Here is a 22,263-nt window from a genome sequence, read left to right as displayed (position 1 = left end):
GTCCCTGGTGACAGATTCAATCACGAGGCTCATATCGCGGTATTGGCGCGGCCCTTGAGGCCGAGCATGGCACGGGCGTCATCGGGAGACGCAATGGAACGGCCCATCTTTTCGACGATCTCGCGGATTTGAATGACCTGCGCGGCGTTACTCGGTGCCAGAACGCCTTTCGCGATCATCAGGTTGTCTTCCAGCCCGACGCGCACATGCCCGCCACGCTCGGCGGAAAACGTGGCCATGGGGATCTGGTGCCGACCGGCGGCGAGAACCGAGAAGATGACATCGTCGCCAAAGAGCTTGCGGGCCAGCGCAATCATGTGGTCAAGCGTATCGGGGTCGGCCCCCATGCCCCCAAGAACGCCAAAGACGAACTGAATGAAGATCGGCGCCTTGATCATGCCCCGATCAGCGAAATGGCGCAGCATATAGAGATGGCCGATGTCGTAGCATTCAAACTCGAAACGCGCGTCACGTTCTTCGCCCATCAACTTGAGCACACCCGCGATATCACGCGGGGTGTTTTTGAACACCAAATCATCGGTGCCGCGCAAAAAGGGCTCTTCCCAGTCAAAGAGCCAATCGCGCTCCTTCTCGGCCATCGGATAAAGCGCGAAGTTCATCGTGCCCATGTTGAGCGAGCACATCTCCGGGCGGAACCTGAGCGGCCCGGCCAGCCTGTCCTCAAGCGTCATTATCGCGCTGCCGCCGGTCGAGAGGTTGATCACCGCGTCGCATTTCTTGGCGATCTGCGGTAGAAATGCGCCAAAATGATCGGCATTGGCAGACGGACGGCCATCGTCGGGATCGCGCGCATGCAGGTGCAGGATCGTCGCCCCGGCAGCTGCGGCGTCAATGGATTGCATAGCAATGCCTTCGGGTTTCCAGGGCAAGTGCGGCGACATGGAGGGCGTGTGGATCGAGCCGGTGATGGCGCAGGAAATGATCGTTTTGTTCATCAAAAGGCGCTCCTTCAGCTCAGCTTGGCTGGCAAAGCGTCGAAGAATTCCTTCAGCGATAACTCCAGCAGGTCCATGATCTCATCCACCTGTGCGGCGGTGACAATCATCGGTGGGCAGACGAGAAAGTGATCGCCCGAATAGCCGCCGCGCGTGCGCCGTGAATAAAGTATGAGGCCGTGGGCGTAAGCGATTTCAACGAGGCGGGTGCAGGCGTTCAGGTCTGCGGACAGTGGGGCTTTCGTGCCGCGATCGGCCATGAGTTCGAACGCAAGGAGCAGTCCCTTGCCACGCACGTCACCGATGAGCGGGTAGCGCTGCATCAGCGCATCCAGCCGCCCTTTCAGAAGATCGCCGATCTGCGCGGCGTTTTCAGTGAGTCCTTCGCGCTCAATCTCTTCGATCACCGCAAGGCCTGCGGCGCAAGCAAGCGGGTTGCCGGCATAGGTATGGCCATGGGCAAATCCGCCTGCATCGAGCACCGCCTCGACCATGTCATCGCGGGCGATCACCGCGCCCAGCGGGACATAGCCCCCGCCGAAACCCTTCGACAGGCAGATGAGGTCAGGAGATGTGCCCCAGTGGTCCGCACCGAAAAAGAGCCCCGTTCGCCCACCGCCGCTCATCACTTCGTCATGGATCAGCAGAACGCCGTGGCGAGTGCAGATCTTGCGGATGGCTTGCATGTAACCCGCCGGGGGCACGAGCGCGCCGGTTGAAGCCCCGCCTATCGGCTCCAGGATGAACGCAAGCACGGTTTCTGGCCCTTCGGACACGATCATGTCTTCGAGCATTTGAGCGTAATGCGCGCCTGTGGACGGATCGTCGGGGTCAAGGCCATCGAGATAGGCCCTTGGCGCCGGCACCTTGGGCATCGGGCGCATCATCGGCTCGAAGGGTGCCGTAAGCGGGCCATAGCCCGTCACAGCCAGCGCGCCCAACGTCGAACCATGGTAGGAAGGGGTGCGGGATATGACCTTGGAGCGCTGCGCCTGACCACGGGCGAGCGCGTATTGACGCGCCAACTTGATGGCGCTTTCAGTGGCTTCGGAACCGCCGGAAACGAAAAAAACACGGTCCAACCCCGCGGGGGCCAGCGCGGCGGCCTTGTCCGCCAGCTGCTCGCTGGTTTCAGTGCGAAAATGCAAACGGTAGCCGAAGGTGGACCTGTCCATCTGACGGCGCATCGCGTCCAGAACACGGGGATTGGAATGTCCAATATTGCTGACCATCGCGCCGGACGAACCGTCGATATAGCGCTTGCCCGATTTGTCCCAGAGGTAAATGCCCTCGGCGCGGTCAAGCTCGGGTCGGTCCAGCCGCGTCTGATAGAAGAGCCTGCTCATGATGCGTCTGCGCGCGGCAGCGCGCAGCAAGCGTCAGGGTTGAGCTGAAGCGAGACCGTTTCCCCGACGCCGAATGGCGCACCGTCGATCATGTTCATGGCCTGCAGTTGCGTCCCGTCAATGCTCAGGAAATATCGCGCGAGCTGGCCCTGATAGTCGACCGCATCAACCAGAGCCTTGACGCCTTCGTTCGACGCGGGCGCAAGATTGAGTTTTTCGGCGCGGACCATGAGCATGGCATCGGGGCTGTCGCCCAGAGTTCCGGCATGGCTCATCGGTACGGGGGTGCGGCCAAATTCGGTTGTTTCCAGCACAACATGATCTGCCGTCCGCGAGGTGACCCCGGCATCAAGCAGGTTGGACGCGCCAAGAAATCTGGCGACGAATTCGGAAGCCGGTGTATTGTAGACCTCTTCGGGCGTGCCGATCTGTTCGATCTGGTAGGCGCTCATGACGATGATCTTGTCAGACATTGCAAGCGCCTCGGACTGATCATGGGTGACGAAGATGGAAGTCACGCCAATGCGGTCCTGTATTGCTTTCAGCTCAACCCGCATCTCCTCGCGCAGATTGGCATCGAGTGCCGATAGCGGCTCATCCAGAAGCAGCACGTCGGGTTCGATCACGATGGCACGGGCCAGGGCGATGCGCTGTTGCTGGCCGCCTGAGAGCTGTGTCGGATAGCGATCTTCCACCCCCGGCAGGCGGACAATGTCCAACGCCTCGGTCACCTTTTGCGCGATATCGGCCTTGGGCAAGTCGCGGTATTTCAAACCGAATGCGATATTCTCGGCAATGGTGCGGTGTGGAAACAGCGCGTAGTTCTGAAACACCAGCCCGAGGTTGCGCTTGTGGATGGGCACATCGTTGATGCGGCGGCCAGAGATCAGGATATCGCCACTGGTCGGAGCTTCCAGCCCTGACACCATACGCAGGATCGTGGTCTTGCCACAGCCTGACGGGCCCAACAGGGTGGTGAAGGATCCTTCCTCGAACACCACGTTTGCCTCTTTCACGGCCTGCACGGCACCAAAGGATTTCCGAATGTCGGTAAGTTCAACGCGCGCCATGAAAGTCGTCCGTTCGATTTGGTAAAATAGCGGGCCATCCATCGGTGGCCCGCCTCGAAGACTGAATCAGCCGCCCTTCTGGACGCGGTTCCACTGTTTGCCCTGCTCTTTCTCGTGCGGATTCCAGGCTGCCGGATCACGGAACACCAATCCTTCGAGCTTGCCGGTCGGGTCAAACGCGGGCAGGTTCGCAACCTCTGTGGGCATGTCCACCTTGGTCGGGTCAAGCGACGGCGGATATTTCTGCCCCACGGCCACCGCGATGGCGGTTTCGGGATCAAGCATGAAGTTCAAAAGCGCTTCGGCCTCTTCCATGGGGGAGCCTTTCAGGACGAACATGGTTTCCATCCAGGCCAAGCCGTTAGGCGGGTCCATGTATGCAATCGGATGACCCTGTGCCTGAAGTGCTGCAACGCGGCCAGACCACGCCTCGGTGACGTAAATCTCGCCCTTGGCCAGCAGGTCCATCAATTCAGCGCCCGACGACCAGTATTTCAGCACCAGATCGCGATGCTCACGCGCCTTGTCCCAGACCGCGTCCCAATCCTGAATGTTGTTCGGATCCTGCCCTGACTGCAGGGCACCATACCACGCCCGGTTGGCCCAGTCGCCGCCCCAGCCGCCGATCTTGCCTTTCAGCTCAGAATCGAGCAGCAGGTTGGCTCCGAGTTCCATCGCCTTTTCTTTGCTGACATGCTCGGTGTTATAGGCGATGCCCGTGGTGCCGTAGTCATATGGCACAGCTGACAGACCATCGGGCGTGATCTTGCGGAACGGATCGATCATCGCGGGCATGACGTTGGCGAGGTTGGGAATATTCGCCTCGTTCAGTGTCACGTGATAGCCATTATCAACCCAGCGTTTGTACCAGGTGATCCCGGAGCTGTGCAGGATGTTGTGCCCGTCCGTGCTGCCAGCGGCTTTCACCTTGGTCAGTACCTCGTTCTCGCCGCCAAAGGTGGCGTCGACCACCTTGTTGCCGGTCTCGGCCTCGTAGGGGTCAAAGGCGTTCTTGCGCAGCGCCTCGGAAACGACGCCACCCCAGCCTTCGAAATGAAGTTCGGTGCCAGCGGCACGGGCCTGGGTGGCCATCGTCGTCATGATACCGCCCGAAAGACCTGCGGTGATTCCGGCGGATCCCAGCAGGCTGAAGAACGTCCGGCGATCCACATCGGCGTTGCCCACCGCTTCGCGCAGGCGTTCGTAGCGTGTCACGCTGTCATATTTCCTGGTCATGTCTTGTCTCCCATGTTGGTTCAGATTTTTCGGCGTGAAAAGTACCGGGCCAGTCCACCCGCCAGAAGCGGAAGGCCCACAGTGATGCAAATCATCACAAAACCCAGAGCATTGATTTCCGGGCTGACGGAATTGCGCAGCATTCCGAAGATTTGGGTCGGGACCGTCTCCATCCCCGAAGGCCGCCAGAAGATTGTGGCGGTGATATTGTCAAACGAGATGGTGAAGGCAAAAAGCGCGCCCGCGAATACCGCAGGCGTCAAGAGCGGCAGGGTGATCTGGAAGAAGGTCTGGACTGGATTTGCCCCAAGCGACCGCGCCGCTTCCTCGTAGTCCTTGCGGATGCCGATCAGGCGTGCCTGCACGACCAGCACCACGAAAGGCAAAGCGATGATCGAATGCCCAATCAGCAAAAGCAGGAAGCTGCGCGGCATGTGCAGCCAGCGCAGGAAGATCAACAAGCCGACAGCCAGAACGGTTTCCGGCACCAAGACAGGTGAGATCAGGAAAGTCGTGATCCATTGCTTGCCACGGAACTGGTAGCGCACCAGTGCCATGCTGGCGAGGATGCCAAGCGTCGTGGCGATGAGCGCGGTCAGCGCGCCAAGCAAAAGTGAGGTGCGCAACGCGCGCACGATGGCCTCGTTCTCGGCCAGCTTGTAGAACCATCTCAGCGAGAAACCTTCGATCGGGAAGCCCCCGAATTGCGAAGAGTTGAAAGCGAGGATCAGCACCACCAAAATGGGCGCGAACATGAAGCCATAGACCAGTAGCGTGTAGAACTTCAGCAATGTCCAGACGCGCGGCTTCATCATGACATCCTACCCGAACGCCTTGGCCAGCTGGTTCATCCCCATCAGGCGGCTGTAGAGGATGACAACGCTGCCCAGCAGGAACAGAAGCGTGAAGGACAGTGTCGCGCCCATCGGCCAGTTGAGCTCGGTCACGACAGCGTCATAGACAAGGTTGCCAAAGAGGAAATCGCTGGGCCCGCCGAGGATAAGCGGAGTGACATAGCTGCCGCCAGTCAGAACGAAAACCAGCAGCGACCCCGCCGCAAGCCCTGGCAATGACAGCGGAAGCGTAACCTCGCGAAACGCCTGCCACGGGGTCGCACCCAAGGTGCGGGCCGCCGGTTCCAGATTTTCGTCGATGCCTTCGAGGCTGACATAAACATTCAGGATCATGTAAGGCAGGAAGACGTGGATGAACCCCACGATTACTGTGAACTCGGTATACATGATCTGGAACGGCAAATCGCCCAGACCGAGCAGGTTCATCAGCCCGTTCAGCGCCCCTTGATTGCCAAAGATATGAATCCAACTCAGCGTGCGGATGATGAAGCTGACCCAGAACGGCAGGATCAGTAGAAGCAGCAGCAACCATTTGTGCCGATAGCGGGTCATCGCGATCACATAAGCAGGGATATAACCCAAGACGGCGGCCAGCACTGTGACAATCAGCGAGAGGCGCAGCGTTTTCCAGATGGCCGTGTGGTAGTAGCTGTCGGTAAGAAGCTCTTGCCAGTTGCCGAACTGGATGGCGGGCACATCCACTGCGAGGTCGACGTTTTCATAGAACGAATAGACAAGGATGAACGCCATTGGGATGACCACGAGCGCGGTGATGAACACCAGCGCGGGTGACAACAAAAGCCAAGGACGGCGATCGACCTGCATGTTTGCGTCGGACAAGGATATTCCCCTACGTTACAAAGACTGTTGCACGCCAACGCAGAATTGGGCAAATTGATAGCCTGAATACTTGAGATTGATTTGATTAATGTCTGTCGACATCGATACCAAGTTTGTTCTCCAGTTGGACTGGAACCTGCTGCGCACCTTCCTTGTGATTGCCGAAGAACAAAGCATCACCCTTGCCGCGCATAGGCTGCTGCGCGGTCAGCCTTCGGTCAGCCTCGCGTTGAAGCGGCTTGAAATCGAGCTTGGCTGCCGTCTTGCTGATCGTGGTCATGGCACGTTTCGTCTTACTGCGGCCGGGCGCAGGCTTTATACAGAATGCAGCGATATGTTCGGAGGGGTCGGGCAGCTTCCCGAAGCGGTACGCGAGGCTGTGAACGAGATTTCCGGCGAGATCCAAATACTTCTGGCCAGCCACGTCGTAACCCCGCTATTGGACGACCAATTGAAAGCACTGAGCCGGGATCACCCAAACATCCGCTTCAGCATCCGGATCGACACCAGCGCAAGAGTGATACAGGCGGTGCGAGAACGACATGCCAGCTTTGGTATCTGTCTTGTGAATCGCAAGTTCCCGGACGTGGATTTTGATTTGCTCTATCGAGAATTTTTTGGGTTTTTTTGTGGTCCGTCACATCCGCTGTTCGGCCGCGAGAACCTGAACATGTCTGATCTGCATGATCATGCGGCCGTCTCGTTCGATACGGAGGATATCAACGATGCTCTGCGGCCCGTCGCCTTACTGCGCAGCAAATGGGGGCTGGACTACGATGTCGTCGGACGTTCCTCTCAGCTTGAAGAGGTGCGGCGGATGATCGAGTGCGGGCTTGGGATCGGATCATTGCCGATCCACGTGACGGAACGGGACGTGGCCAGTGGTCGCCTCTGGCGTCTGCCGCCCTACGCAGACCCGCCGGAAGTGGACATTTATCTGGTAACGAACCCGGCCAAGCGCCTTAACCGGGCCGAAGAGCTTATGATCGGGCGTCTTAAGCGGGTTATTGCAGATACGCCCCTTGCGGAACGCACCTACAAGACGGCCTTCTGAAACTCAGACGAATATCGGCTCATTAATGGGTGGATTTGAAACTGTTCAAACAAACCGAACCACCTCTGAGCCCATTACAGTCATTCCCATCTGCCACAGGTAAAAGCCAATACAAGCAGGCGCGAAGTATTCGGCGAAGCACCGCCAAACTGCTATCATCTTTGGGAGAATGGCGCGCGATGGCCCGGAGGAGATGGTGCGCCGCCTCCGAGCCATCAAGGCCTAACGCCCAAGAACAGAATTCACTGCCCTCGCCGTCTTTGTGGCGATTTCATCTGCCTCAGCCGTTGTCAGGCAGAATGGCGGGGTGAAACTCAGGATACCGCCACGGGGCAAGGTCGAGGTCGTTATCCGATACCACCCCGGTGTCGCGATGCGCTGTGACCCATTTGTTCAAGGTGAATGGGCCAACGTCCACATCAGATGACACCTGCTTACTTGTCAGTCCACCCGTCAGCGCGACCCGCACGGAATTCGTCCGTCCTTGCACCGCGATCTGTGAATAGCCCCCAACAGATTTATCTTGCATTGCACCAATGGCAGGTTTTCCCGCCGCACCGCGATGCGAGAATTTGCGCGTCCGCAGGAAAATCCGTGCTGCGAACGCGCGCAGAAAGAAATCACAATGGCGGCCATGGGCTCCTCCCGGCACTTTCGCCGTGCGATCTATGAACGGCTGGTCCCAGACGCGCTGCCGTTCGCTGCAAGTTGTACGAACTCACCAGATGCGGGACGGAGCTGCCGTCAGCCCTTGCGGCAAGCAATGATCTCTCTCAGCCTCAAAGCAGGCTTGGTCATGTGCTATGGCGCGTCGCTGGCAATCCAAGGCAGCTGCGCTAGCTGTCTGTTCGGACTAACTAATCACATGACAAGGATCCGAAGGAAATAATATGCCACAGAAAGCAGACCGTCCCGGCAACCGCCTCATGGATCGTCCAGAGTATGCCTCGAAGCAAAAACCTCTCACGCGCGGGCCCGGCACGACAGTCTACGACGCCGCAAAGGCCATGGCAGAAAAGAGCTTTGGCTCAGTAATTGTTGTGGACGAGGACGAAAAGGTCATAGGAATCGTGACCGAGCGTGATGTGATGAACAAACTCGTGGTCAACGAATTGGACGCCAAAACAACCACACTTTCGCAAATCATGACGGAGAGTCCCCGCGTTGCTCGCGAGACCGACGACATGATTGACTGGCTGCGCATCATGTCGAACGAACGCTTCCGCCGTTTGCCAGTGGTTGATGACGAAGGGCGCATTCAGGCCGTCCTGACGCAGGGCGACTTTGTATCCTATACATGGCCAGATTTGCTCTTCCAGATGCGTTCCATTGCGACAGCGACCGTGACGAAAAACTGGGGTATCTATCTGATTGGCGGCGGCATCGCAATTTATTCTATTATTATGGTTATCGTCATCAGTTCCGTAAGCTGACGCGACTCGAGACTGTGCCGGGGGACACCGAAGTCCACATCCATGCCCGCCCTGCCGAAAAATGCCCCCTTCGATCGTATCATTTAAGCCTCCAGTGAGGGATGCTGCAAAATAACCCGGATCCTGTGACTGTCGGGCATGTCCTTCGTAATCATTGTCGCGATGACTTCGGACGATTTCGTTTCTGCAACTGCAAGCGTTGGCGCTGGAGCACTTCCACTTTGGGCTCTAACCAGCCATTCGCACCGCCAAGAAGTCTGGCTTCTTTAAGTAAGTCATTCTGACCTATAGGAACTATTATGTTAATCCGCGGCGGTCATGCCACCGCCCGGCTGAGCGCGCATTGCGACCACAGGTCGTGCAGCGCGGCGACGAGGCGTTCGATGTCTTCGCCGGTGTGCAGCGGTGACGGGGTGATGCGCAGGCGTTCAGTGCCCTTGGGCACGGTAGGATAGTTGATCGGCTGGACGTAGATGCCGTGCTGTTCCAGCAGGGTGTCGGACAGGAACTTCGCCTTGAACGGGTCACCGACCATCACCGGAACGATGTGGCTGGGGTTGTTCATGTGCGGGATGTGCAGCGCATCCAGACGGGCGCGCAGCTTGGCCACGTTTGCTTGCTGGCGGCGGCGTTCCAGATCGCTGCGGCGCAGGTGGCGGATAGAGATCAGCGCGCCTGCGGCCAATGCGGGCGGCAGGGCGGTGGTAAAGATGAAGCCGCTGGCGAAGGAGCGCACGAAGTCGCACAGCGCCGCGGATCCCGCGATATAGCCGCCCATCACGCCAAAGGCCTTGCCCAGCGTGCCTTCGATCACGGTCACGCGGTCGGCCAGCCCTTCGCGTTCGGCGATGCCGCCGCCCTGCGGGCCGTAAAGGCCGACGGCGTGGACTTCATCCAGGTACGTCATCGCACCATGGGCTTCGGCCACGTCGAGGATTTCGGCCATGGGCGCGATGTCCCCGTCCATGGAATAGACCGATTCAAACGCCACCAGACGCGCGCCACCGGGCGGCACGGCAGACAGCTTGCGGTTCAGGTCCTCGGGGTCGTTGTGTTTCCAGATCACCTTGTTCGCCCGCGAATGGCGGATGCCTTCGATCATGCTGGCGTGGTTCATTTCGTCCGACAGGATGGTGCAGCCCGGCAGGCGCGCGCCCAGCGTGCCAAGGGCGGCCCAGTTCGACACGTAGCCGGAGGTGAACAGCAGTGCTGCTTGCTTGCCATGCAGATCGGCCAGCTCGGCCTCAAGTGCGACGTGCTGGGTGGCGGTGCCGGAGATGTTGCGCGTGCCCCCTGCCCCCGCGCCGTCCTGAAGGGCGGCTTGCGCCACCGCCTCGCGCACGAAAGCGGCCTTGCCCATGCCAAGGTAATCGTTCGAACACCAGACCGTGACGGGCCGCGCCGCGTCCGCCGCGTGCAGCACGGCATGGGGGGCCTCCGTGGCGTCGCGTTCCAGTTCTGCAAAGACGCGGTAATTGCCTTCGGCCTGCAATTGCTCCAGCTGGTCGGTGAAAAAGGCGTCATAATTCATGCAGGCGTCCCCCTTGGTTTCTGCCATCAAACCGGGGCCGGAGGGGCGCTGCCTTGACCTATGTCAAGTCCGCCCGTCGGCTTCATCCATCAGCCGCCGCGCCCAGCGGGCGAAGGCCCATGCCGCAGGGATGCCCAGCGGGACAGACCAGATCAGCGCCGTGATGGGAGACATCGGATCAAGCCCGATCACCGGGGCCAGAAGGCTGGCCATGAAGAGGTTGATCGCCACCGCACCGGCCGCGAAGGGATAAAGCACCAGCGCCAGTTTCCACAGCGGCCAGGGGCGGTCATCGTTCATACCTCCGCCCGCCGTGTTGCACAAAGGGCCGTGATGGGGGCCAGGGCAAGCGCGGGGGTTTCGGGCCAGACGCCCACCGGGTCCAGCACCGGGCCGGTGAAATCCGCCGCCGCCAGCGCGGCAGGCAGATCACCGGTGACATGGCCCGCGCGCGCGGCGAAGAACGGCAGCACGATGGCGGGGCCCTCCACCCGCGCGGTATCCGCGATGGCGGGCGCTTCGTCCACATAGCAGGGCAGGACCGCCTTGAGGTCAATATGACGCGCCAGCGCCAGCGCCGCCCTTTCGGTGGCCGCGCGCGGTTTGCCGCTGGTGGGGGAGCCATGGGCGGCAAGGATCAGCGTGGTACCCGCCGCCTTCCACCCCATTCTGATCAGCCGCGCCTGCACCCGGTCGCGCATCAGTCGCCCCAGCCCCGGCATCAGGCCCATGGGCGGCGTCGCGTCCCAACGTGCCAGCCCCGCCGCGCGCAGACGCTTGGGCAGATGGGTGCCGACAAACCAGCCATCCGACATGAACCACGGGCAGACAATGGGATTGTCCAGCCCCGCCACCGCCCGGTCGAGCGATCCCTTCGCCGCGAGCGTCGCGCCGCGCACGACCGCATTCGGCAGCAGCGAATTCAGCCGCTGCGCCAGATCCAGCACCGCGATTTCCTGCACCACCGGCTGCGAAGGGGAGCCGTGGGTGACGACAAGAACGGGCCGGTCAATGGCTGGTGCCGTCTGAAAAGGTGATCTTGTTAAATACATTGTATTTCCCCGATGGTTTGCGCATGGGCAGGCGTTTGACTTCTTCCAGTGTCGCCGCGTCATAGACGATGACCGCGCCGTCGAGTTCCCACAGGCTGACCAGCGCGTGTTTGCCGTCGCGGTCGAATTCCACATGTGCGGCGGTCTGGCCCGGCGCGGGGCGCAGGGTCTTGATGATCTTGAGGCTGTCCTTGTCGATCACGTGCATCACGTCGCGGTTGGGGCCAAAGAACACGTCCGACCACAGGTATTGCGAATTCTCATGGCTGCGCAGAAAGAACCCCGGCCCCATGGTGTCGATCTGGTCGACCACCTCCCAGCTTTCGACGTCGATCACGGACAGGCGCGCCTCGCGCAGGTGCGGCGTCGCCATGACGCGGCGGCCCTGATATTCCCACGAGATGCCCGAGCCGAGATGCGGCAGGCCCGACAGTGGCAATTCGTGGGTTTCGCGGCCCACGTTCAGGTTGACCACCACGCCACGATCACTGTCGCGCGCGGCCCCGATCAGGAAACGGTAATCGGGGGTGAAAAAGAAATCGTCCAGCGGTTCGGACACTTCGATCCGTTTGCGGGCGAACAGGCCTTGCGAAGACGGGATGCCTTCGATCATGCCCTTTTCGCGGCTGTGCACGAAACCTTCGTAGACCGGGTCGGCATTGGGGTCGGTCGCGACTTCCCAGATCTCCGGAATGTCCTTCAATGCCAGAATGAAACTGTCGCGCTGCGGCGCCTGATAAACGGCGGAGACGCGGGACGTGACGCCGTCCTTGTCGGCCACGTCGAAGATCTTTTCCACCGACAGGTCGGCGGTGGACAGGATCGTCAGCGTATGCGGCAGGTAGTTGGCCACCGCCAGATGTTTGCCGTCCTTCGACATCGCGATGTTGCGGCTGTTGACGCCCGCGCGCAGGCGGGCGACCTCCTGCATGGACCACAGGTCGATCTTCTGCACCCAGCCGTCGCGCGACATGACAAAGACGAAGCGGCCATCGGGGCTGAACTTGGGGCCGCCATGCACGGCCAGCGGCGTGGGCAGGCGCGCCAGCACTTCGAATTTGTCTCCATCCACGATGCTGATGTGATGGTCGCCAGTCTCCACCACGACGAAGATGTTCAGCGGATCGGCGTCATGTTGGGGCGCGTCGGGGGCGATATAGTCTGGGTTTTCCTCCAGCGTGTCGGCAATGCGCGCGGCGTCCCAGACGGGAATTTCCGGCAGCGGTGTGTGGAGATAGGCGGCGAGCGTGGCCATGTCTTCGGGCGTGATCTGATCGGCGAAGCCCGGCATCTGGGTGCTGATGCGGCCCTGCGATATCACCGCCGCCAGCGCCTCACCCTTCAGGCGGTGCAGGCTTTCGGGGATCAGCGCAGGCCCAAGGCCGCCCAGACGGTCATCGCCGTGACAGACCGCGCAATGGGTGGCATAGACCACCGCCGGATCGGTCTGCGCCGCGACCGGGGACAGGGGCAGCAGCGCCAGCAGGCTAAGTGAAATTATGCGCTGGATCATGTCGCCTCCCGGTGAATTTACGCAAGGCAACGCGGGGGGTTTCCGCCGTTTCAAGCCCGATCTCGGCGTCATCGAGATAGCAGGCGGGGTCTTCCTCCCACGGGTCGCCGGTCAGTTGCAGGGCGCGAATACGGGTGTTGCCGCCGCAGACAGATTGATGCGCGCAGGCCCCGCAGCGCCCTTTCAGGGGGCGTGGACGGGTGCGCAGCAGTGCCAGCATCTCATCCGGGCCGGTCCAGAGGTCGGTGAACTTGGCTTCTTTCACGTTGCCGATGGTGTAATCGGACCAATAGGTGTCGGGGTGCACCTTGCCGGTGGGGTCGATGTTGGCCACACCCACGCCGGATGAATTGCCGCCCCAGGCCTGAAGGTGCGCGGTCAGATGCTCGATCTGTTCGGGGTCAAAGCGCGCAGCCGCCCAGTTCAGAAAGCGCACCGCGTCGGCGTCATTGTTGCCGGTTACGACTTCGAAGTGTCGTCCGTCCTGCAGCGCGTTCCACGCGCGGTCGATCAACAGGTCAACGCAGTCGCGGGCGCGGGTGTGGCCCGCGTCTTCGCCCCGGTTCTTGTTGCCGCGCCCGGCATAGACCAGATGCGACATGTAGAACTTGTCGATCCCTTCTGCCTCGCACAGATCGAGGATATCGGGCAGTTGGCCTGCGTTGTCTTCCGTGGGCGTAAAGCGCAGGCCCACCTTGATGCCATGCGCCTTGCACAGGCGCGCGCCTGCCAGCGCTTCGTTGAACGCGCCTTCCTGACCCCGGAACCAGTCGTTTGTCGCACCGACGCCGTCGATGCTGATGCCCACATAGTTGAAGCCGATGTCAGCGATCTGTTTCACCGATTTCATGTCGATACGGGTGCCGTTGGTGGACAGCGCCAGATACCGCACCTTCTTGCGCGCATAGGCGGCCAGTTCGAACAGATCGGGCCGCGACAGCGGTTCACCCCCCGACAGGATCAGCGCGGGGATGTTGAAGGCGGCCAGATCGTCGATGACACCCAGCGCCTGTTCGGTCGACAACTCTCCCGGAAAGATGTTGTCGGAGGACGTGGTATAGCAGTGGCGGCACTTGAGGTTGCAGCGGCGGGTCAGGTTCCAGATCACCACCGGGCGCACCTCGCCCCGCCGCGCGCGGGGCGGTGTGGGGGTGATCAATTGTTCCATGTATTGCGTCAGTCGAAACATCAGTTCGCCCCTTTCGCCGCCAGCCGCAGGCCGGTCTTTTTCAGGATTTTCGTGGAATAGAGAATGTCATGGGCGCGCACCGCTGGCCCCAGCAGGGCGGCGATGGTCTGGCGCTTTTCCTCCACCTCGTCGCGGGTGGCGCCGTGCAGCATGGCGAAAAGGTTGTAAGGCCAGACGGGGCGTTTGCGCGGGCGCAGGTAGCAATGGGTCACGTCCTCCATCGCGCCGACAAGCGCGCCCAGCTCCTCGGCCTCTGCATCGTCGATGTCCCAGACGGTCATGCCGTTGGCGGCCATGCCCAGTTTGTAGTGGTTGGGGGCGATGCCGATGCGGCGGATGATGCCCTGACCCAGCAGGGTGTCGAGGCGGGACATAACGGTGGCCTCACTCATGCCCAGCCCCTCGGCGATCTGGGCATAGGGCTGCGGGACGAAGGGCAGACCGGCCTGGCAGGCCTTGATCAGCGCGCGGTCGGTGGCGGAAATGCTCATGCCGCCACCCGGAAGCCGATGAAGAATTCCTTGAGCTTGGGGAACCGGAAGACCGGCAGCCCGGTCGCCGCTTCGATCCGCGTGGCGGCGTCGGCGATGCCTTCGGGGGTTTCGGTGGCCAGCACGAACCACATGTTCAGCCGGTGGTCGCGGGCGTAATTGTGCGCGACCTCATCAAAGCCGTTGACGATGTCGGTCATGGCGTCGAAGTCCGCATGCGGGATTTCCATCGCGCACAGGCAGAACGCCCCGCCCATCGCGGCGGCGTCCAGAAACGGGCCGAAGCGGGTGATGATCCCGCCGTCCTTCATCCGCGCCAGCCGCGCGATCAGGTCATCTTCGGTCAGGCCCAGCCGTTCGGCGGCGACGGCAAAGGGGCGCTGCGCCACGGGAAACCCGGTTTGCAGCGCGTTGATGATCTGGCGATCGGTATCGTCAATCTGCATTCTTGCGGCCCTCCTGAGACACATCAATCAAGGCACCGCGCTGGCGAAAGCAGCGGGTGCTGAACAACACACGATATGCGTAGGGCACCAGTTTCGCCGCGACCCGCGCCTGGCTGAGCACGTCAAGCGTTTCGGCGCGGCTGCGGCCGTGGATCATGCAATAAAGCGTATAGGGCCAGACATCGGGTTCGGGCCTGCGTTCATAGCACAGGGTTACCCCCTGCACCGCCGTGAGCGCGCGCCCGCAGGCTTCGATTTCCTCCGGCGGAACAACAAAAACGCACATCGCGTTCGCCCGCCATCCCAGCGCGCGGTGGCGCACGATGACACCGATGCGCGACAGGATCCCGGCTTCGGCCAGCACCCGCACCCGGTCGATCACCGCCGCTTCGGTCAGGTCCAGCCGGTCAGCCAGTTCGGCAAAGGGGCAGGCGGTGGGCGACATGCCTTCGGACAGCGCCTGCATGATCGCGCGGTCGCTGTCCTCGATCACGATGTCGTCGGTCTGGGCGCGCGGGGCAGGCAACGCGTTGGAGCCATCCAGCGCAAAGCCCAGATCAACGTTGAAGGGCTGGCGCAGGCGCAGATCCAGCACCCGCAGCCCGGTCTGTTCGGTGATCCGCCGCAGGATATCATTCACGAACGCCCGGTCCGGCCCGGTGGCCACGAACCAGATGTTCCACTTGTTCTCCCGTTCGTAGGAGTGGTTGACCCCTTCCTGCGCGTTGATGATCGCGGCGATTTCCTCGACCTTGTCAGGCGGTGCGGCGACGGCGGCCAGCGTGCTGGCGGCCAGCGTGTTGGGCCGACAGGTTGCACCGATGCGGCTGATCACGCCGGTCTCCAGCAGGTTCTTCAGCCGTGCCACCACGCAATCTTCGGTGGTGTTGAGTTCCCCGGCAATCACCTCGAACGGGCGCGGCACAAGCGGCAGCGCACGCTGCCAGTCGTTCATCAGCCTCCAGTCGAGCGCATCCAGCGTCATGTCGTGCCTCTCAAAGCCCAATGCGATGGGCCCTTGCGGTAAAGAAGATGCCCGACGGCGTTTGCGCCGGGATCTCTGCGATCTTGTCGAAAGTGTGGGTGTCGTAGATGTCGATCCGGTTGGCATCGCGGACCGATACCCAGACCTGATGCCCGCGCGCGGTAAACTCCATGTGCAGCACCGCAGGACCGGGTTTGAGGGTGCGCAGCACCTCGCCCGACGCGGTGTCGATCACTTCGATGGTGTCATTGTGCGGATGGGCGTAGTTCACCCAGACGTGCCGCCCGTCGGGACGCGCCACGGCAAAAACAGGCTGCCCGTGGGTCTGCGTGCGCCCCAGTTCAACCAGCCGCTGGGCGTCAAGCCACAACACCTCGTGACGGCCCACGGCGGGCAGTGCGAAACGGTCCCCGGCCAGCGCCCAACCTTCCAGATGGGGCATCTTGTAGACCGGCAGCGGTTCTTCGCCCCGACCGTAACCGGGCAGGATGCGCTGCACGTGGGGCGCGTCCGACCACAGATCCAGCGTGCTCAGCCCGTCCTCCCCGAACAGACCGACAATATATCGCCGCCCGTCGCCGGTGATCAGCGCGTCATAGGGGTTGGCGCCCATGCCGGTGATCTTTGTGACCTTGGGCGCATCGCCCGACATATCCGCGATCCAAGTCTCCCCCGCGTCCCAGAGCGAAAACACGAACCGCCCACCCGGCGCATCCACCAGACCGATGGTCTTGGACCCGGTGGGAAAATCCGCAACCATCTCCAGGGTTTCGGCATCGAAGACGCGCACGCCGCCGGGTTCGTAATTCGACACCGCCACAAGCCGCCCGTCATCGGAGATGGCACCGCCGATGGAATTGCCGGCCTGCATCACCCGGCCCGCGATCTGCTGGGTCACCAGATCAAGCTTGGTCAGCCCGCCATCCCGGCCAAAGACAAAGGCAAACCGCTGATCGGGGGAAAACACCGCGCTGGCGTGGGACAGATCGCCAAAGCCCTCAACCCGGGCCAGAACATCCATGTCCGATTGATCGACGATCAGCACCGACCCGCTGGTGCGTTCGATCACGACGCCCAGATCGCCGGTGGCGTGCACCTGCGCTTCGGCGTACGCAATCTGCACCGCTGCAAGGCAGACCAGAAGGGCGGCGAAAAGATGTCTCATGGGGAAACCTCCAGCAGATAGGCGGCAATCCAGGCGGCTTCGTCATCGCTCAACAAGGGACGCCACGGCGGCATGGCGGTGCCGGGAATACCGTCAAGGATGATGGTTTTGAGCCCTTCCACGGTGTGCCCTTCAAGCGCGTCCGGGGTGATCGGACTGCCCAGACCCCCGGTCAGCTTCAATCCGTGGCACGATCCGCAATCCTGGGTGACAAGATGGGCCAGACGGTCCTGATGATCCTGCGCCAGCCCCTCTGCCACGGCGGGAGAGGCACAAAGCGCCAGGATGATCGGGAACGTCGTCTTAGCCATGCAACACCTGTTGCAATTCCGGTGCCTGGAGGATCGCGTCGGCATCCAGTGTGCCGCTGCTGTCCAGCAGGCTGACCACGCGCCCGATGATGAAAAGCACCGGACCGGGAACGGGGATCTGCGCGCGTTTGGTCTCCAGCGCGGCCAGATGGGTGACAAGCCTTGTCTCATTCGGGCGGGTGCCGTTCACCACGACCAGAACCGGATGATCCCCCGGCAGGCCGTGCGCCAGCAATTCGCCCGCGATCTGCTGCATGTTGGCTTGGCCCATATAGACCACCAGCGTGGTGTCGGGGTTCGCCAGCCCGGCCCAATCCAGATCAAGCGGGCGGTTGGCCTGACAATGGCCGGTGACAAACCGCACACCCGTCGCAAGGCCGCGATGGGTCAGCGGCACGCCGGTGGCGGCGGAAATACCCTGTGCGGCGGTAATGCCGGGCGCGAAGGAAACCTGTATTCCAGCAGCGCGCAACACGGCCGCTTCTTCGGAGCCGCGCCCGAACACCATCGGATCACCGCCCTTGAGCCGCGCGACCTTGGCGCCGCCCGTGGCCAGTCGCACCAGAAGCGCGTTGATCTCGATCTGCGGCACGGGGTGGTGGTTGGGTTTCTTGCCCACATCGATGCGGCGCACATGGGCGGGGATCAGGTCAAGGATATCCTGCGACACCAGCCGGTCATGCACCACAACGTCGGCTTCTTTCATCATCCGCAGCGCCTTGAGCGTCAGCAGTTCGGGATCACCCGGCCCTGCGCCGATCAGAAACACCTGCCCCTGATCTGCGCCCCAGTCTGCGCCGGGGACCGCTTGGGTATCTGTGTCATTCAGCATGTCGCGTCCTTGGTTGGCCCTTCGGGGCGGAACGGGGGGCAGAGGGGGAACGGGCGCGGCAGCCGGGAGAAGCCTGCCGCGCCCGCAAGACGCTTGTGACGTCAGTAAACGTCGCCGCGTGTGTTGAAGACGTTGAACTTGCCCGTGGGCGTGATCAGGCGTTCGTCCTTGATCACGTGCTTCATCTCCAACGTCTTGTCATCGACGACCACGATCGCGCTCTCCAGGTTCGCGCCGTTCCAGACGGAGAACCAGATTTCGTTGCCTTCCTGGTTGAATTCACCCTGCACGACGCGCGGTTGCCCTTCGGCAATGCCCGCCCATTCGCCAATCGGCAGCACGGTGTATTCGGGTTCTTCCTGTCCCAGTTCATCCACCTTGAAGACCGCGACGGAGGCGGACACCTCTGCATCCGGGTTCAGGGGCGCGTCGACGTAAAGGTGGTTCGACGTGGGGTGGGATTTGACGAACAGCGACCCGCCGCCCAGTGCATAAAGCTGCTGCACCATCTTCCAGGCGTGATCGGGGTTGCCTTCGGGGTCGGTGCCGATCAGCGCGACGGTATCATCGCCCAGGTGCGAGGTGGCCCAGACCGGCCCATAGACGGGGTGGTTCAGGTTGGCACCGCGACCGGGGTGCGGGGTTTCCCCTTCGCTGTCCAGCAGCGCGGTCAGTTCGCCTTTCTTGGTGTCGATCACTGCGATCTTGCCGCGTGCGTTCGCCGCCGTCAGGAAGTACCGCTTGGTGCTGTCAAAGCCGCCGTCGTGCAGGAACCGCTCCGCTTCGATCTCCGTCACCTTGAGGTTCTTGATGTCGGAATAATCCACCAGCAGGATCTTGCCCGTCTCCTTCACGTTGACGATGAATTCCGGGCGGTAGTGCGAGGCCACGATCGCCGCAACGCGGGGTTCGGGGTGGAATTCCTGCGTGTCGAAGATCATGCCACGGGTGGATTTGATCTTGAGCGGCTCCAGCGTGTCGCCGTCCATGATCACGTATTGCGGTGGCCAATAGCTGCCGGCGATGGCGTATTTGTCTTCCCAGCCCTTCATCTTGGAGGTTTCGACCGACCGGGCTTCTGACCCGACCTTGATCTTGGCGACCGTCGCGGGCGTCTCCATCCACAGGTCGATCATGTTCACCAGCGCATCGCGGCCAATCACGAACAGGTAGCGGCCGGAGGCGGAGATGCGGCTGATGTGCACCGCATAGCCGGTGTCGATGATCGCCTTGATCTCATAGCTCGCGCCATCGATCAGCGCGACCTGACCTGCATCCCGCAGCGTGACGGAAAAGAGGTTGTCGATGTCGATGTCGTTCATCTTTTCGGTCGGACGGTCCGCAGGCGCGACGATCAGCTGCCAGCTGTCACGCATTTCGGCCATGCCCCATTCGGGCGGCACCGCAGGCTCCAGCAGCAGGTAACGCGCCATCGCGTCAACCTGTTCATCGGTCATGTCACCGGAGGTGCCCCAGTTGGGCATGCCGACGGGCGATCCGTAGGTGATGAAGTCGCGCAGGTATTCAAACCCGTTGGGCCGCGTGATGTCGGTGGTCAGCGCCTTGCCCGTCGCGCCCTTGCGCAGCACCCCGTGGCAGCCCGCGCAGCGTTCGAAATAGATCTGGTTCGATGTCTGGTATTCACTGGGGGTCATCACCGGGTCGCCGGGCTTGCGGCCGGGGATTTCAACCTTGATCTGGCCCAGCGTCGTCATCGACGGCTCATAGGCGCCGGAAGGCGAATTGGCATGATCAGCAGGCTTGTCTTGTGCCGATACAAGGCTGGCGGTGAGGGACAACAAGGCACCAACTGCAACTGTACGGGTAAGTGATGAAATGGACATTTCCAAGGCTCCAAACTGCGATAAATCCGATACCCCTAGGGTCTCGCACGCAGGCGGGCCGGAGCCTTGACTTTGGTCAAGACGATGGCGGGCGGGCACGGGCAAGGATGGTTTCAAGGTGAAAATGCGCATGAAACACCCTTTGATCCTTGCGTTGGCGGTGTCCCTTTGGGGCACCCTTTCCGCGTGGGCCCAGACCCCGCTTGATCCGGCCACCGCCGCGCGGCTGCTGGGGGTGGGCGACGTGGATGTGCTGGTGCAACGGATCCCAGAACCCGCCCCGCGCTGGCAGGTCGTGGCCGCCAGTGACCGCGCGCCGCTGGGGCAGATCGGCTCCACCGGGAGGTGCTGCGCAGCACCGGGTATTCCGGCAAGCCGCTGGACATCCTTGTCGGCGTGGACCCGCTAGGCACGATCACCGGCGCGCAACTGGTGGCCCATGCCGAACCGATCCTGACACTGGGCATCTCAGATCAGGACATCGCCGATTACGTCGACGGCTTCGCCGGGCTGATGACACGCACGCAGGACCAGACCGACGGCGCGCCCGACGTGATCAGCCGCGCGACCGTCACCACCGGGGTGATCCGCGCCTCGATCCTGCATACCGCGCGCATCCTGGCCCATTCGGACCGGGGCGGGCTGGACCGGGTCGGCTTTGAACCCGCAAGCTGGGCCGCGCTGATGCAGATGGAGGCCTTTGCCACCCGCCGCGTCACCCTGCGCGAGGCCGCCGCCGCCCTGCCCGACGCCAATCCCCCGATCCCCGACAAGGACGGCACGTTCCTTGAAATCTGGGTCAGCGTGCTGGACCCGGCCACCATCGGGCAGAACCTGCTGGGCGCGCCCGGCTTTCACAAGGCAATGGCCGCCCTGCCTGCCGACCATGACGCGCTGCTGGTGGCCAGCCGCGGCCTGCAATCGCACCGTGGCACCGCATGGCGCAGATCAGGGGTGTTCGACCGCATCACCCTGGAACAGGACGGCACCCGCTTTACCCCGCTGTCGGACGGATACCAGCGCCTTGATGGATTTCAGGCCGCAGGCGCCCCGCAAGTGAAAGAGGCAAGCCTGTTCGCCATCCCCCGCGACCGGATTGACCTTGCCGCCCCCTTCAGCGTGACCGTGACCGCCACGCGCGGGGCAGCCAGCCTGCCGGTCACGGTGCCTTTCACCCTTGGCACCGATTTCCTGTTGCCGGCACCGCCGCCCCCTGCCCCGCCTCCGGTCTGGCGCAGCGCATGGGCGGACAAGCAGGTGCCGCTGATCACCCTTGCGGTGATGCTGAGCATCCTTGCGGTCATCCTGTTCCTGCAGGACGCCTTCGTGAAACGCCCCCGCCTGTGGCTCTGGACCCGGACGGCGTTCCTGCTGACGACTTTTGTCTGGCTCGGCCTTGTTCTGGGCGCGCAATTGTCCGTGGTGCAGGTGGTCGCCTTCGTGCATTCGCTGCTGACCGGTTTCAAATGGGATGTCTTCCTGATGGAGCCGCTGATCTTTGTGCTGTGGGGGTTCACGGCGCTGGGGTTGCTGTTTTGGGGGCGCGGCGTTTTCTGCGGCTGGCTGTGCCCCTTCGGCGCCCTGCAGGAGCTGACCAATCAGGCCGCGCGCCGCCTTGGCATCAAGCAGATCGCCGTGCCCAACGGCCTGCATGAACGGCTGTGGGTGATCAAATACACATTGTTCCTCGCGATACTGGCGCTGTCGTTCTATTCGATGAAGGACGCGCTGGTCCTGGCGGAGGCTGAGCCGTTCAAGACCGCGATCTCACTGCGGTTCGTGCGCGCCTGGCCCTTCTTGCTGTTTGTCGGGCTGATCCTGTTTGCGGGGCTGTTCATCGAACGGGCCTATTGCCGCTATCTGTGCCCGCTGGGCGCCGCACTGGCGATCCCGGCCAAGCTGAAGATCTTTGACTGGCTGCGCCGCCGTCCGCAGTGCGGGCGCGAATGTCGCCTGTGCGAACAGAACTGCACCGTGGGTGCGATCAACACGCTGGGCCGCATCAATCCGAACGAATGTATCCTCTGCCTTCGCTGTCAGATGATCTTCCACGAACCGAACACCTGTACGGTTCTCAAACGCCGCCACCGCGCGGCCTGACCTTAAAGAAAGGGA

Annotated in this window: 22 protein-coding genes and 1 pseudogene; 4 read left to right on the top strand and 19 right to left on the bottom strand. The window is 62.1% G+C overall.

Translation table 11 applies throughout. The features are described 5' to 3' along the window. Positions 1–29: 29 nt before the first annotated feature. The 6 genes from AB4X18_RS21260 to AB4X18_RS21235 form a co-directional block, all read right to left on the bottom strand. Complete coding sequence (locus AB4X18_RS21260; protein WP_370402710.1) at positions 30–956, bottom strand: 3-keto-5-aminohexanoate cleavage protein; 927 nt, start codon at positions 954–956, stop codon at positions 30–32. A gap of 14 nt (positions 957–970) precedes the next feature. Beyond that, entirely contained in the window at positions 971–2,302 is a 1,332-nt protein-coding gene (locus AB4X18_RS21255) for an aspartate aminotransferase family protein (protein WP_370402711.1), read from the bottom strand. After that, positions 2,299–3,372 (bottom strand): ABC transporter ATP-binding protein, encoded by a 1,074-nt coding sequence (locus AB4X18_RS21250; RefSeq protein ID WP_370402712.1) that lies wholly within the window; start codon positions 3,370–3,372, stop codon positions 2,299–2,301. Before AB4X18_RS21250 ends, AB4X18_RS21255 begins: the two co-directional genes overlap by 4 nt. Before the next feature lie 66 nt (positions 3,373–3,438). Next, positions 3,439–4,608: an ABC transporter substrate-binding protein gene (locus tag AB4X18_RS21245; protein ID WP_370402713.1), complete on the bottom strand. Its 1,170-nt coding sequence runs from the start codon at positions 4,606–4,608 to the stop codon at positions 3,439–3,441. A 20-nt stretch (positions 4,609–4,628) separates the two neighbouring features. After that, entirely contained in the window at positions 4,629–5,423 is a 795-nt protein-coding gene (locus AB4X18_RS21240; RefSeq protein WP_370402714.1) for an ABC transporter permease, read from the bottom strand. A gap of 6 nt (positions 5,424–5,429) precedes the next feature. Beyond that, on the bottom strand, positions 5,430–6,287 hold the full coding sequence (locus AB4X18_RS21235; protein ID WP_370402747.1) for an ABC transporter permease: 858 nt from the start codon (positions 6,285–6,287) through the stop codon (positions 5,430–5,432). A gap of 103 nt (positions 6,288–6,390) precedes the next feature. Here AB4X18_RS21235 and AB4X18_RS21230 point away from each other — a divergent pair, with 103 nt between their 5' ends. Further along, the gene (locus AB4X18_RS21230) at positions 6,391–7,356 is read left to right on the top strand and encodes a LysR family transcriptional regulator (RefSeq protein ID WP_370402715.1); all 966 of its coding nucleotides are present in this window, start codon (positions 6,391–6,393) and stop codon (positions 7,354–7,356) included. Positions 7,357–7,687: 331 nt separating this feature from the next. On the opposite strand, the pseudogene AB4X18_RS21225 reads toward AB4X18_RS21230, so the two are convergent. Next, positions 7,688–7,885: pseudogene (locus AB4X18_RS21225) on the bottom strand (hypothetical protein); the annotation flags it as partial. 361 nt (positions 7,886–8,246) lie between these two features. On the opposite strand from AB4X18_RS21225, the gene AB4X18_RS21220 reads away from it, so the two are divergent. Further along, entirely contained in the window at positions 8,247–8,789 is a 543-nt protein-coding gene (locus tag AB4X18_RS21220) for a CBS domain-containing protein (RefSeq protein WP_370402716.1), read from the top strand. A gap of 316 nt (positions 8,790–9,105) precedes the next feature. On the opposite strand, the gene hemA is transcribed toward AB4X18_RS21220, so the two are convergent. The 12 genes from hemA to AB4X18_RS21160 form a co-directional block, all read right to left on the bottom strand. Continuing rightward, complete coding sequence (hemA, locus tag AB4X18_RS21215; RefSeq protein WP_370402717.1) at positions 9,106–10,320, bottom strand: 5-aminolevulinate synthase; 1,215 nt, start codon at positions 10,318–10,320, stop codon at positions 9,106–9,108. A 63-nt stretch (positions 10,321–10,383) separates the two neighbouring features. Further along, positions 10,384–10,620 carry a hypothetical protein gene (locus AB4X18_RS21210; RefSeq protein ID WP_370402718.1) on the bottom strand — a complete coding sequence of 79 codons (237 nt, stop codon included), beginning with the start codon at positions 10,618–10,620 and terminating at the stop codon, positions 10,384–10,386. Beyond that, positions 10,617–11,372 carry a sirohydrochlorin chelatase gene (locus AB4X18_RS21205; RefSeq protein WP_370402719.1) on the bottom strand — a complete coding sequence of 252 codons (756 nt, stop codon included), beginning with the start codon at positions 11,370–11,372 and terminating at the stop codon, positions 10,617–10,619. The genes AB4X18_RS21210 and AB4X18_RS21205 overlap by 4 nt, the downstream gene beginning before the upstream one ends. Continuing rightward, positions 11,329–12,885, bottom strand: coding sequence for a cytochrome D1 domain-containing protein (locus AB4X18_RS21200; protein WP_370402720.1), 1,557 nt, complete (start codon positions 12,883–12,885; stop codon positions 11,329–11,331). Before AB4X18_RS21200 ends, AB4X18_RS21205 begins: the two co-directional genes overlap by 44 nt. Next, the gene (gene nirJ, locus AB4X18_RS21195) at positions 12,860–14,074 is read right to left on the bottom strand and encodes a heme d1 biosynthesis radical SAM protein NirJ (protein ID WP_370402721.1); all 1,215 of its coding nucleotides are present in this window, start codon (positions 14,072–14,074) and stop codon (positions 12,860–12,862) included. Before nirJ ends, AB4X18_RS21200 begins: the two co-directional genes overlap by 26 nt. Beyond that, a complete protein-coding gene (gene ahbB, locus AB4X18_RS21190) occupies positions 14,074–14,565 on the bottom strand; it encodes a siroheme decarboxylase subunit beta (protein WP_370402722.1) in 492 nt (163 codons plus the stop codon). The genes nirJ and ahbB (AB4X18_RS21190) overlap by 1 nt, the downstream gene beginning before the upstream one ends. Then, on the bottom strand, positions 14,562–15,011 hold the full coding sequence (locus tag AB4X18_RS21185) for an Lrp/AsnC family transcriptional regulator (RefSeq protein ID WP_370402723.1): 450 nt from the start codon (positions 15,009–15,011) through the stop codon (positions 14,562–14,564). Before AB4X18_RS21185 ends, ahbB (AB4X18_RS21190) begins: the two co-directional genes overlap by 4 nt. Next, a complete protein-coding gene (gene ahbB / locus AB4X18_RS21180) occupies positions 15,001–15,996 on the bottom strand; it encodes a siroheme decarboxylase subunit beta (RefSeq protein ID WP_370402724.1) in 996 nt (331 codons plus the stop codon). Before ahbB (AB4X18_RS21180) ends, AB4X18_RS21185 begins: the two co-directional genes overlap by 11 nt. A gap of 10 nt (positions 15,997–16,006) precedes the next feature. Then, positions 16,007–17,161: a cytochrome D1 domain-containing protein gene (locus AB4X18_RS21175; RefSeq protein ID WP_370402725.1), complete on the bottom strand. Its 1,155-nt coding sequence runs from the start codon at positions 17,159–17,161 to the stop codon at positions 16,007–16,009. Beyond that, the gene (locus AB4X18_RS21170) at positions 17,158–17,472 is read right to left on the bottom strand and encodes a c-type cytochrome (protein ID WP_370402726.1); all 315 of its coding nucleotides are present in this window, start codon (positions 17,470–17,472) and stop codon (positions 17,158–17,160) included. Before AB4X18_RS21170 ends, AB4X18_RS21175 begins: the two co-directional genes overlap by 4 nt. Then, on the bottom strand, positions 17,465–18,304 hold the full coding sequence (gene cobA, locus AB4X18_RS21165) for a uroporphyrinogen-III C-methyltransferase (protein WP_370402727.1): 840 nt from the start codon (positions 18,302–18,304) through the stop codon (positions 17,465–17,467). Before cobA ends, AB4X18_RS21170 begins: the two co-directional genes overlap by 8 nt. 101 nt (positions 18,305–18,405) lie before the next feature. Further along, positions 18,406–20,148 (bottom strand): cytochrome D1 domain-containing protein, encoded by a 1,743-nt coding sequence (locus AB4X18_RS21160; RefSeq protein ID WP_370402728.1) that lies wholly within the window; start codon positions 20,146–20,148, stop codon positions 18,406–18,408. A gap of 130 nt (positions 20,149–20,278) precedes the next feature. Here AB4X18_RS21160 and AB4X18_RS21155 point away from each other — a divergent pair, with 130 nt between their 5' ends. Together AB4X18_RS21155 and AB4X18_RS21150 are read left to right on the top strand one after the other, a co-directional pair. Continuing rightward, a complete protein-coding gene (locus AB4X18_RS21155) occupies positions 20,279–20,557 on the top strand; it encodes a hypothetical protein (protein ID WP_370402729.1) in 279 nt (92 codons plus the stop codon). Further along, positions 20,494–22,248, top strand: coding sequence for a 4Fe-4S binding protein (locus AB4X18_RS21150; protein WP_432817456.1), 1,755 nt, complete (start codon positions 20,494–20,496; stop codon positions 22,246–22,248). The genes AB4X18_RS21155 and AB4X18_RS21150 overlap by 64 nt, the downstream gene beginning before the upstream one ends. Positions 22,249–22,263 lie beyond the last annotated feature (15 nt).

Source organism: Sulfitobacter rhodophyticola (genome assembly GCF_041281685.2).
In the GTDB taxonomy this organism is placed as follows: domain Bacteria; phylum Pseudomonadota; class Alphaproteobacteria; order Rhodobacterales; family Rhodobacteraceae; genus Sulfitobacter.
The sequence above is the reverse complement of the archived record's forward strand: the minus strand, read 5'-3'. Positions and strand labels throughout refer to the sequence as shown.

Excerpts from the sequence above, each read along its gene's own strand:
- AB4X18_RS21240 (WP_370402714.1), bottom strand. The coding sequence starts at position 5,423 with ATGATGAAGCCGCGCGTCTGGACATTGCTGAAGTTCTACACGCTACTG.
- AB4X18_RS21260 (WP_370402710.1), bottom strand. The coding sequence starts at position 956 with ATGAACAAAACGATCATTTCCTGCGCCATCACCGGCTCGATCCACACG.
- ahbB (WP_370402724.1), bottom strand. The coding sequence starts at position 15,996 with ATGACGCTGGATGCGCTCGACTGGAGGCTGATGAACGACTGGCAGCGT.
- AB4X18_RS21175 (WP_370402725.1), bottom strand. The coding sequence starts at position 17,161 with ATGAGACATCTTTTCGCCGCCCTTCTGGTCTGCCTTGCAGCGGTGCAG.
- ahbB (WP_370402722.1), bottom strand. The coding sequence starts at position 14,565 with ATGAGCATTTCCGCCACCGACCGCGCGCTGATCAAGGCCTGCCAGGCC.
- AB4X18_RS21245 (WP_370402713.1), bottom strand. The coding sequence starts at position 4,608 with ATGACCAGGAAATATGACAGCGTGACACGCTACGAACGCCTGCGCGAA.
- AB4X18_RS21220 (WP_370402716.1), top strand. The coding sequence starts at position 8,247 with ATGCCACAGAAAGCAGACCGTCCCGGCAACCGCCTCATGGATCGTCCA.
- AB4X18_RS21200 (WP_370402720.1), bottom strand. The coding sequence starts at position 12,885 with ATGATCCAGCGCATAATTTCACTTAGCCTGCTGGCGCTGCTGCCCCTG.
- AB4X18_RS21255 (WP_370402711.1), bottom strand. The coding sequence starts at position 2,302 with ATGAGCAGGCTCTTCTATCAGACGCGGCTGGACCGACCCGAGCTTGAC.
- AB4X18_RS21230 (WP_370402715.1), top strand. The coding sequence starts at position 6,391 with ATGTCTGTCGACATCGATACCAAGTTTGTTCTCCAGTTGGACTGGAAC.
- AB4X18_RS21210 (WP_370402718.1), bottom strand. The coding sequence starts at position 10,620 with ATGAACGATGACCGCCCCTGGCCGCTGTGGAAACTGGCGCTGGTGCTT.
- AB4X18_RS21205 (WP_370402719.1), bottom strand. The coding sequence starts at position 11,372 with ATGTATTTAACAAGATCACCTTTTCAGACGGCACCAGCCATTGACCGG.
- cobA (WP_370402727.1), bottom strand. The coding sequence starts at position 18,304 with ATGCTGAATGACACAGATACCCAAGCGGTCCCCGGCGCAGACTGGGGC.
- AB4X18_RS21160 (WP_370402728.1), bottom strand. The coding sequence starts at position 20,148 with ATGTCCATTTCATCACTTACCCGTACAGTTGCAGTTGGTGCCTTGTTG.
- AB4X18_RS21155 (WP_370402729.1), top strand. The coding sequence starts at position 20,279 with ATGAAACACCCTTTGATCCTTGCGTTGGCGGTGTCCCTTTGGGGCACC.
- AB4X18_RS21185 (WP_370402723.1), bottom strand. The coding sequence starts at position 15,011 with ATGCAGATTGACGATACCGATCGCCAGATCATCAACGCGCTGCAAACC.
- hemA (WP_370402717.1), bottom strand. The coding sequence starts at position 10,320 with ATGAATTATGACGCCTTTTTCACCGACCAGCTGGAGCAATTGCAGGCC.
- nirJ (WP_370402721.1), bottom strand. The coding sequence starts at position 14,074 with ATGTTTCGACTGACGCAATACATGGAACAATTGATCACCCCCACACCG.
- AB4X18_RS21250 (WP_370402712.1), bottom strand. The coding sequence starts at position 3,372 with ATGGCGCGCGTTGAACTTACCGACATTCGGAAATCCTTTGGTGCCGTG.
- AB4X18_RS21170 (WP_370402726.1), bottom strand. The coding sequence starts at position 17,472 with ATGGCTAAGACGACGTTCCCGATCATCCTGGCGCTTTGTGCCTCTCCC.
- AB4X18_RS21235 (WP_370402747.1), bottom strand. The coding sequence starts at position 6,287 with ATGCAGGTCGATCGCCGTCCTTGGCTTTTGTTGTCACCCGCGCTGGTG.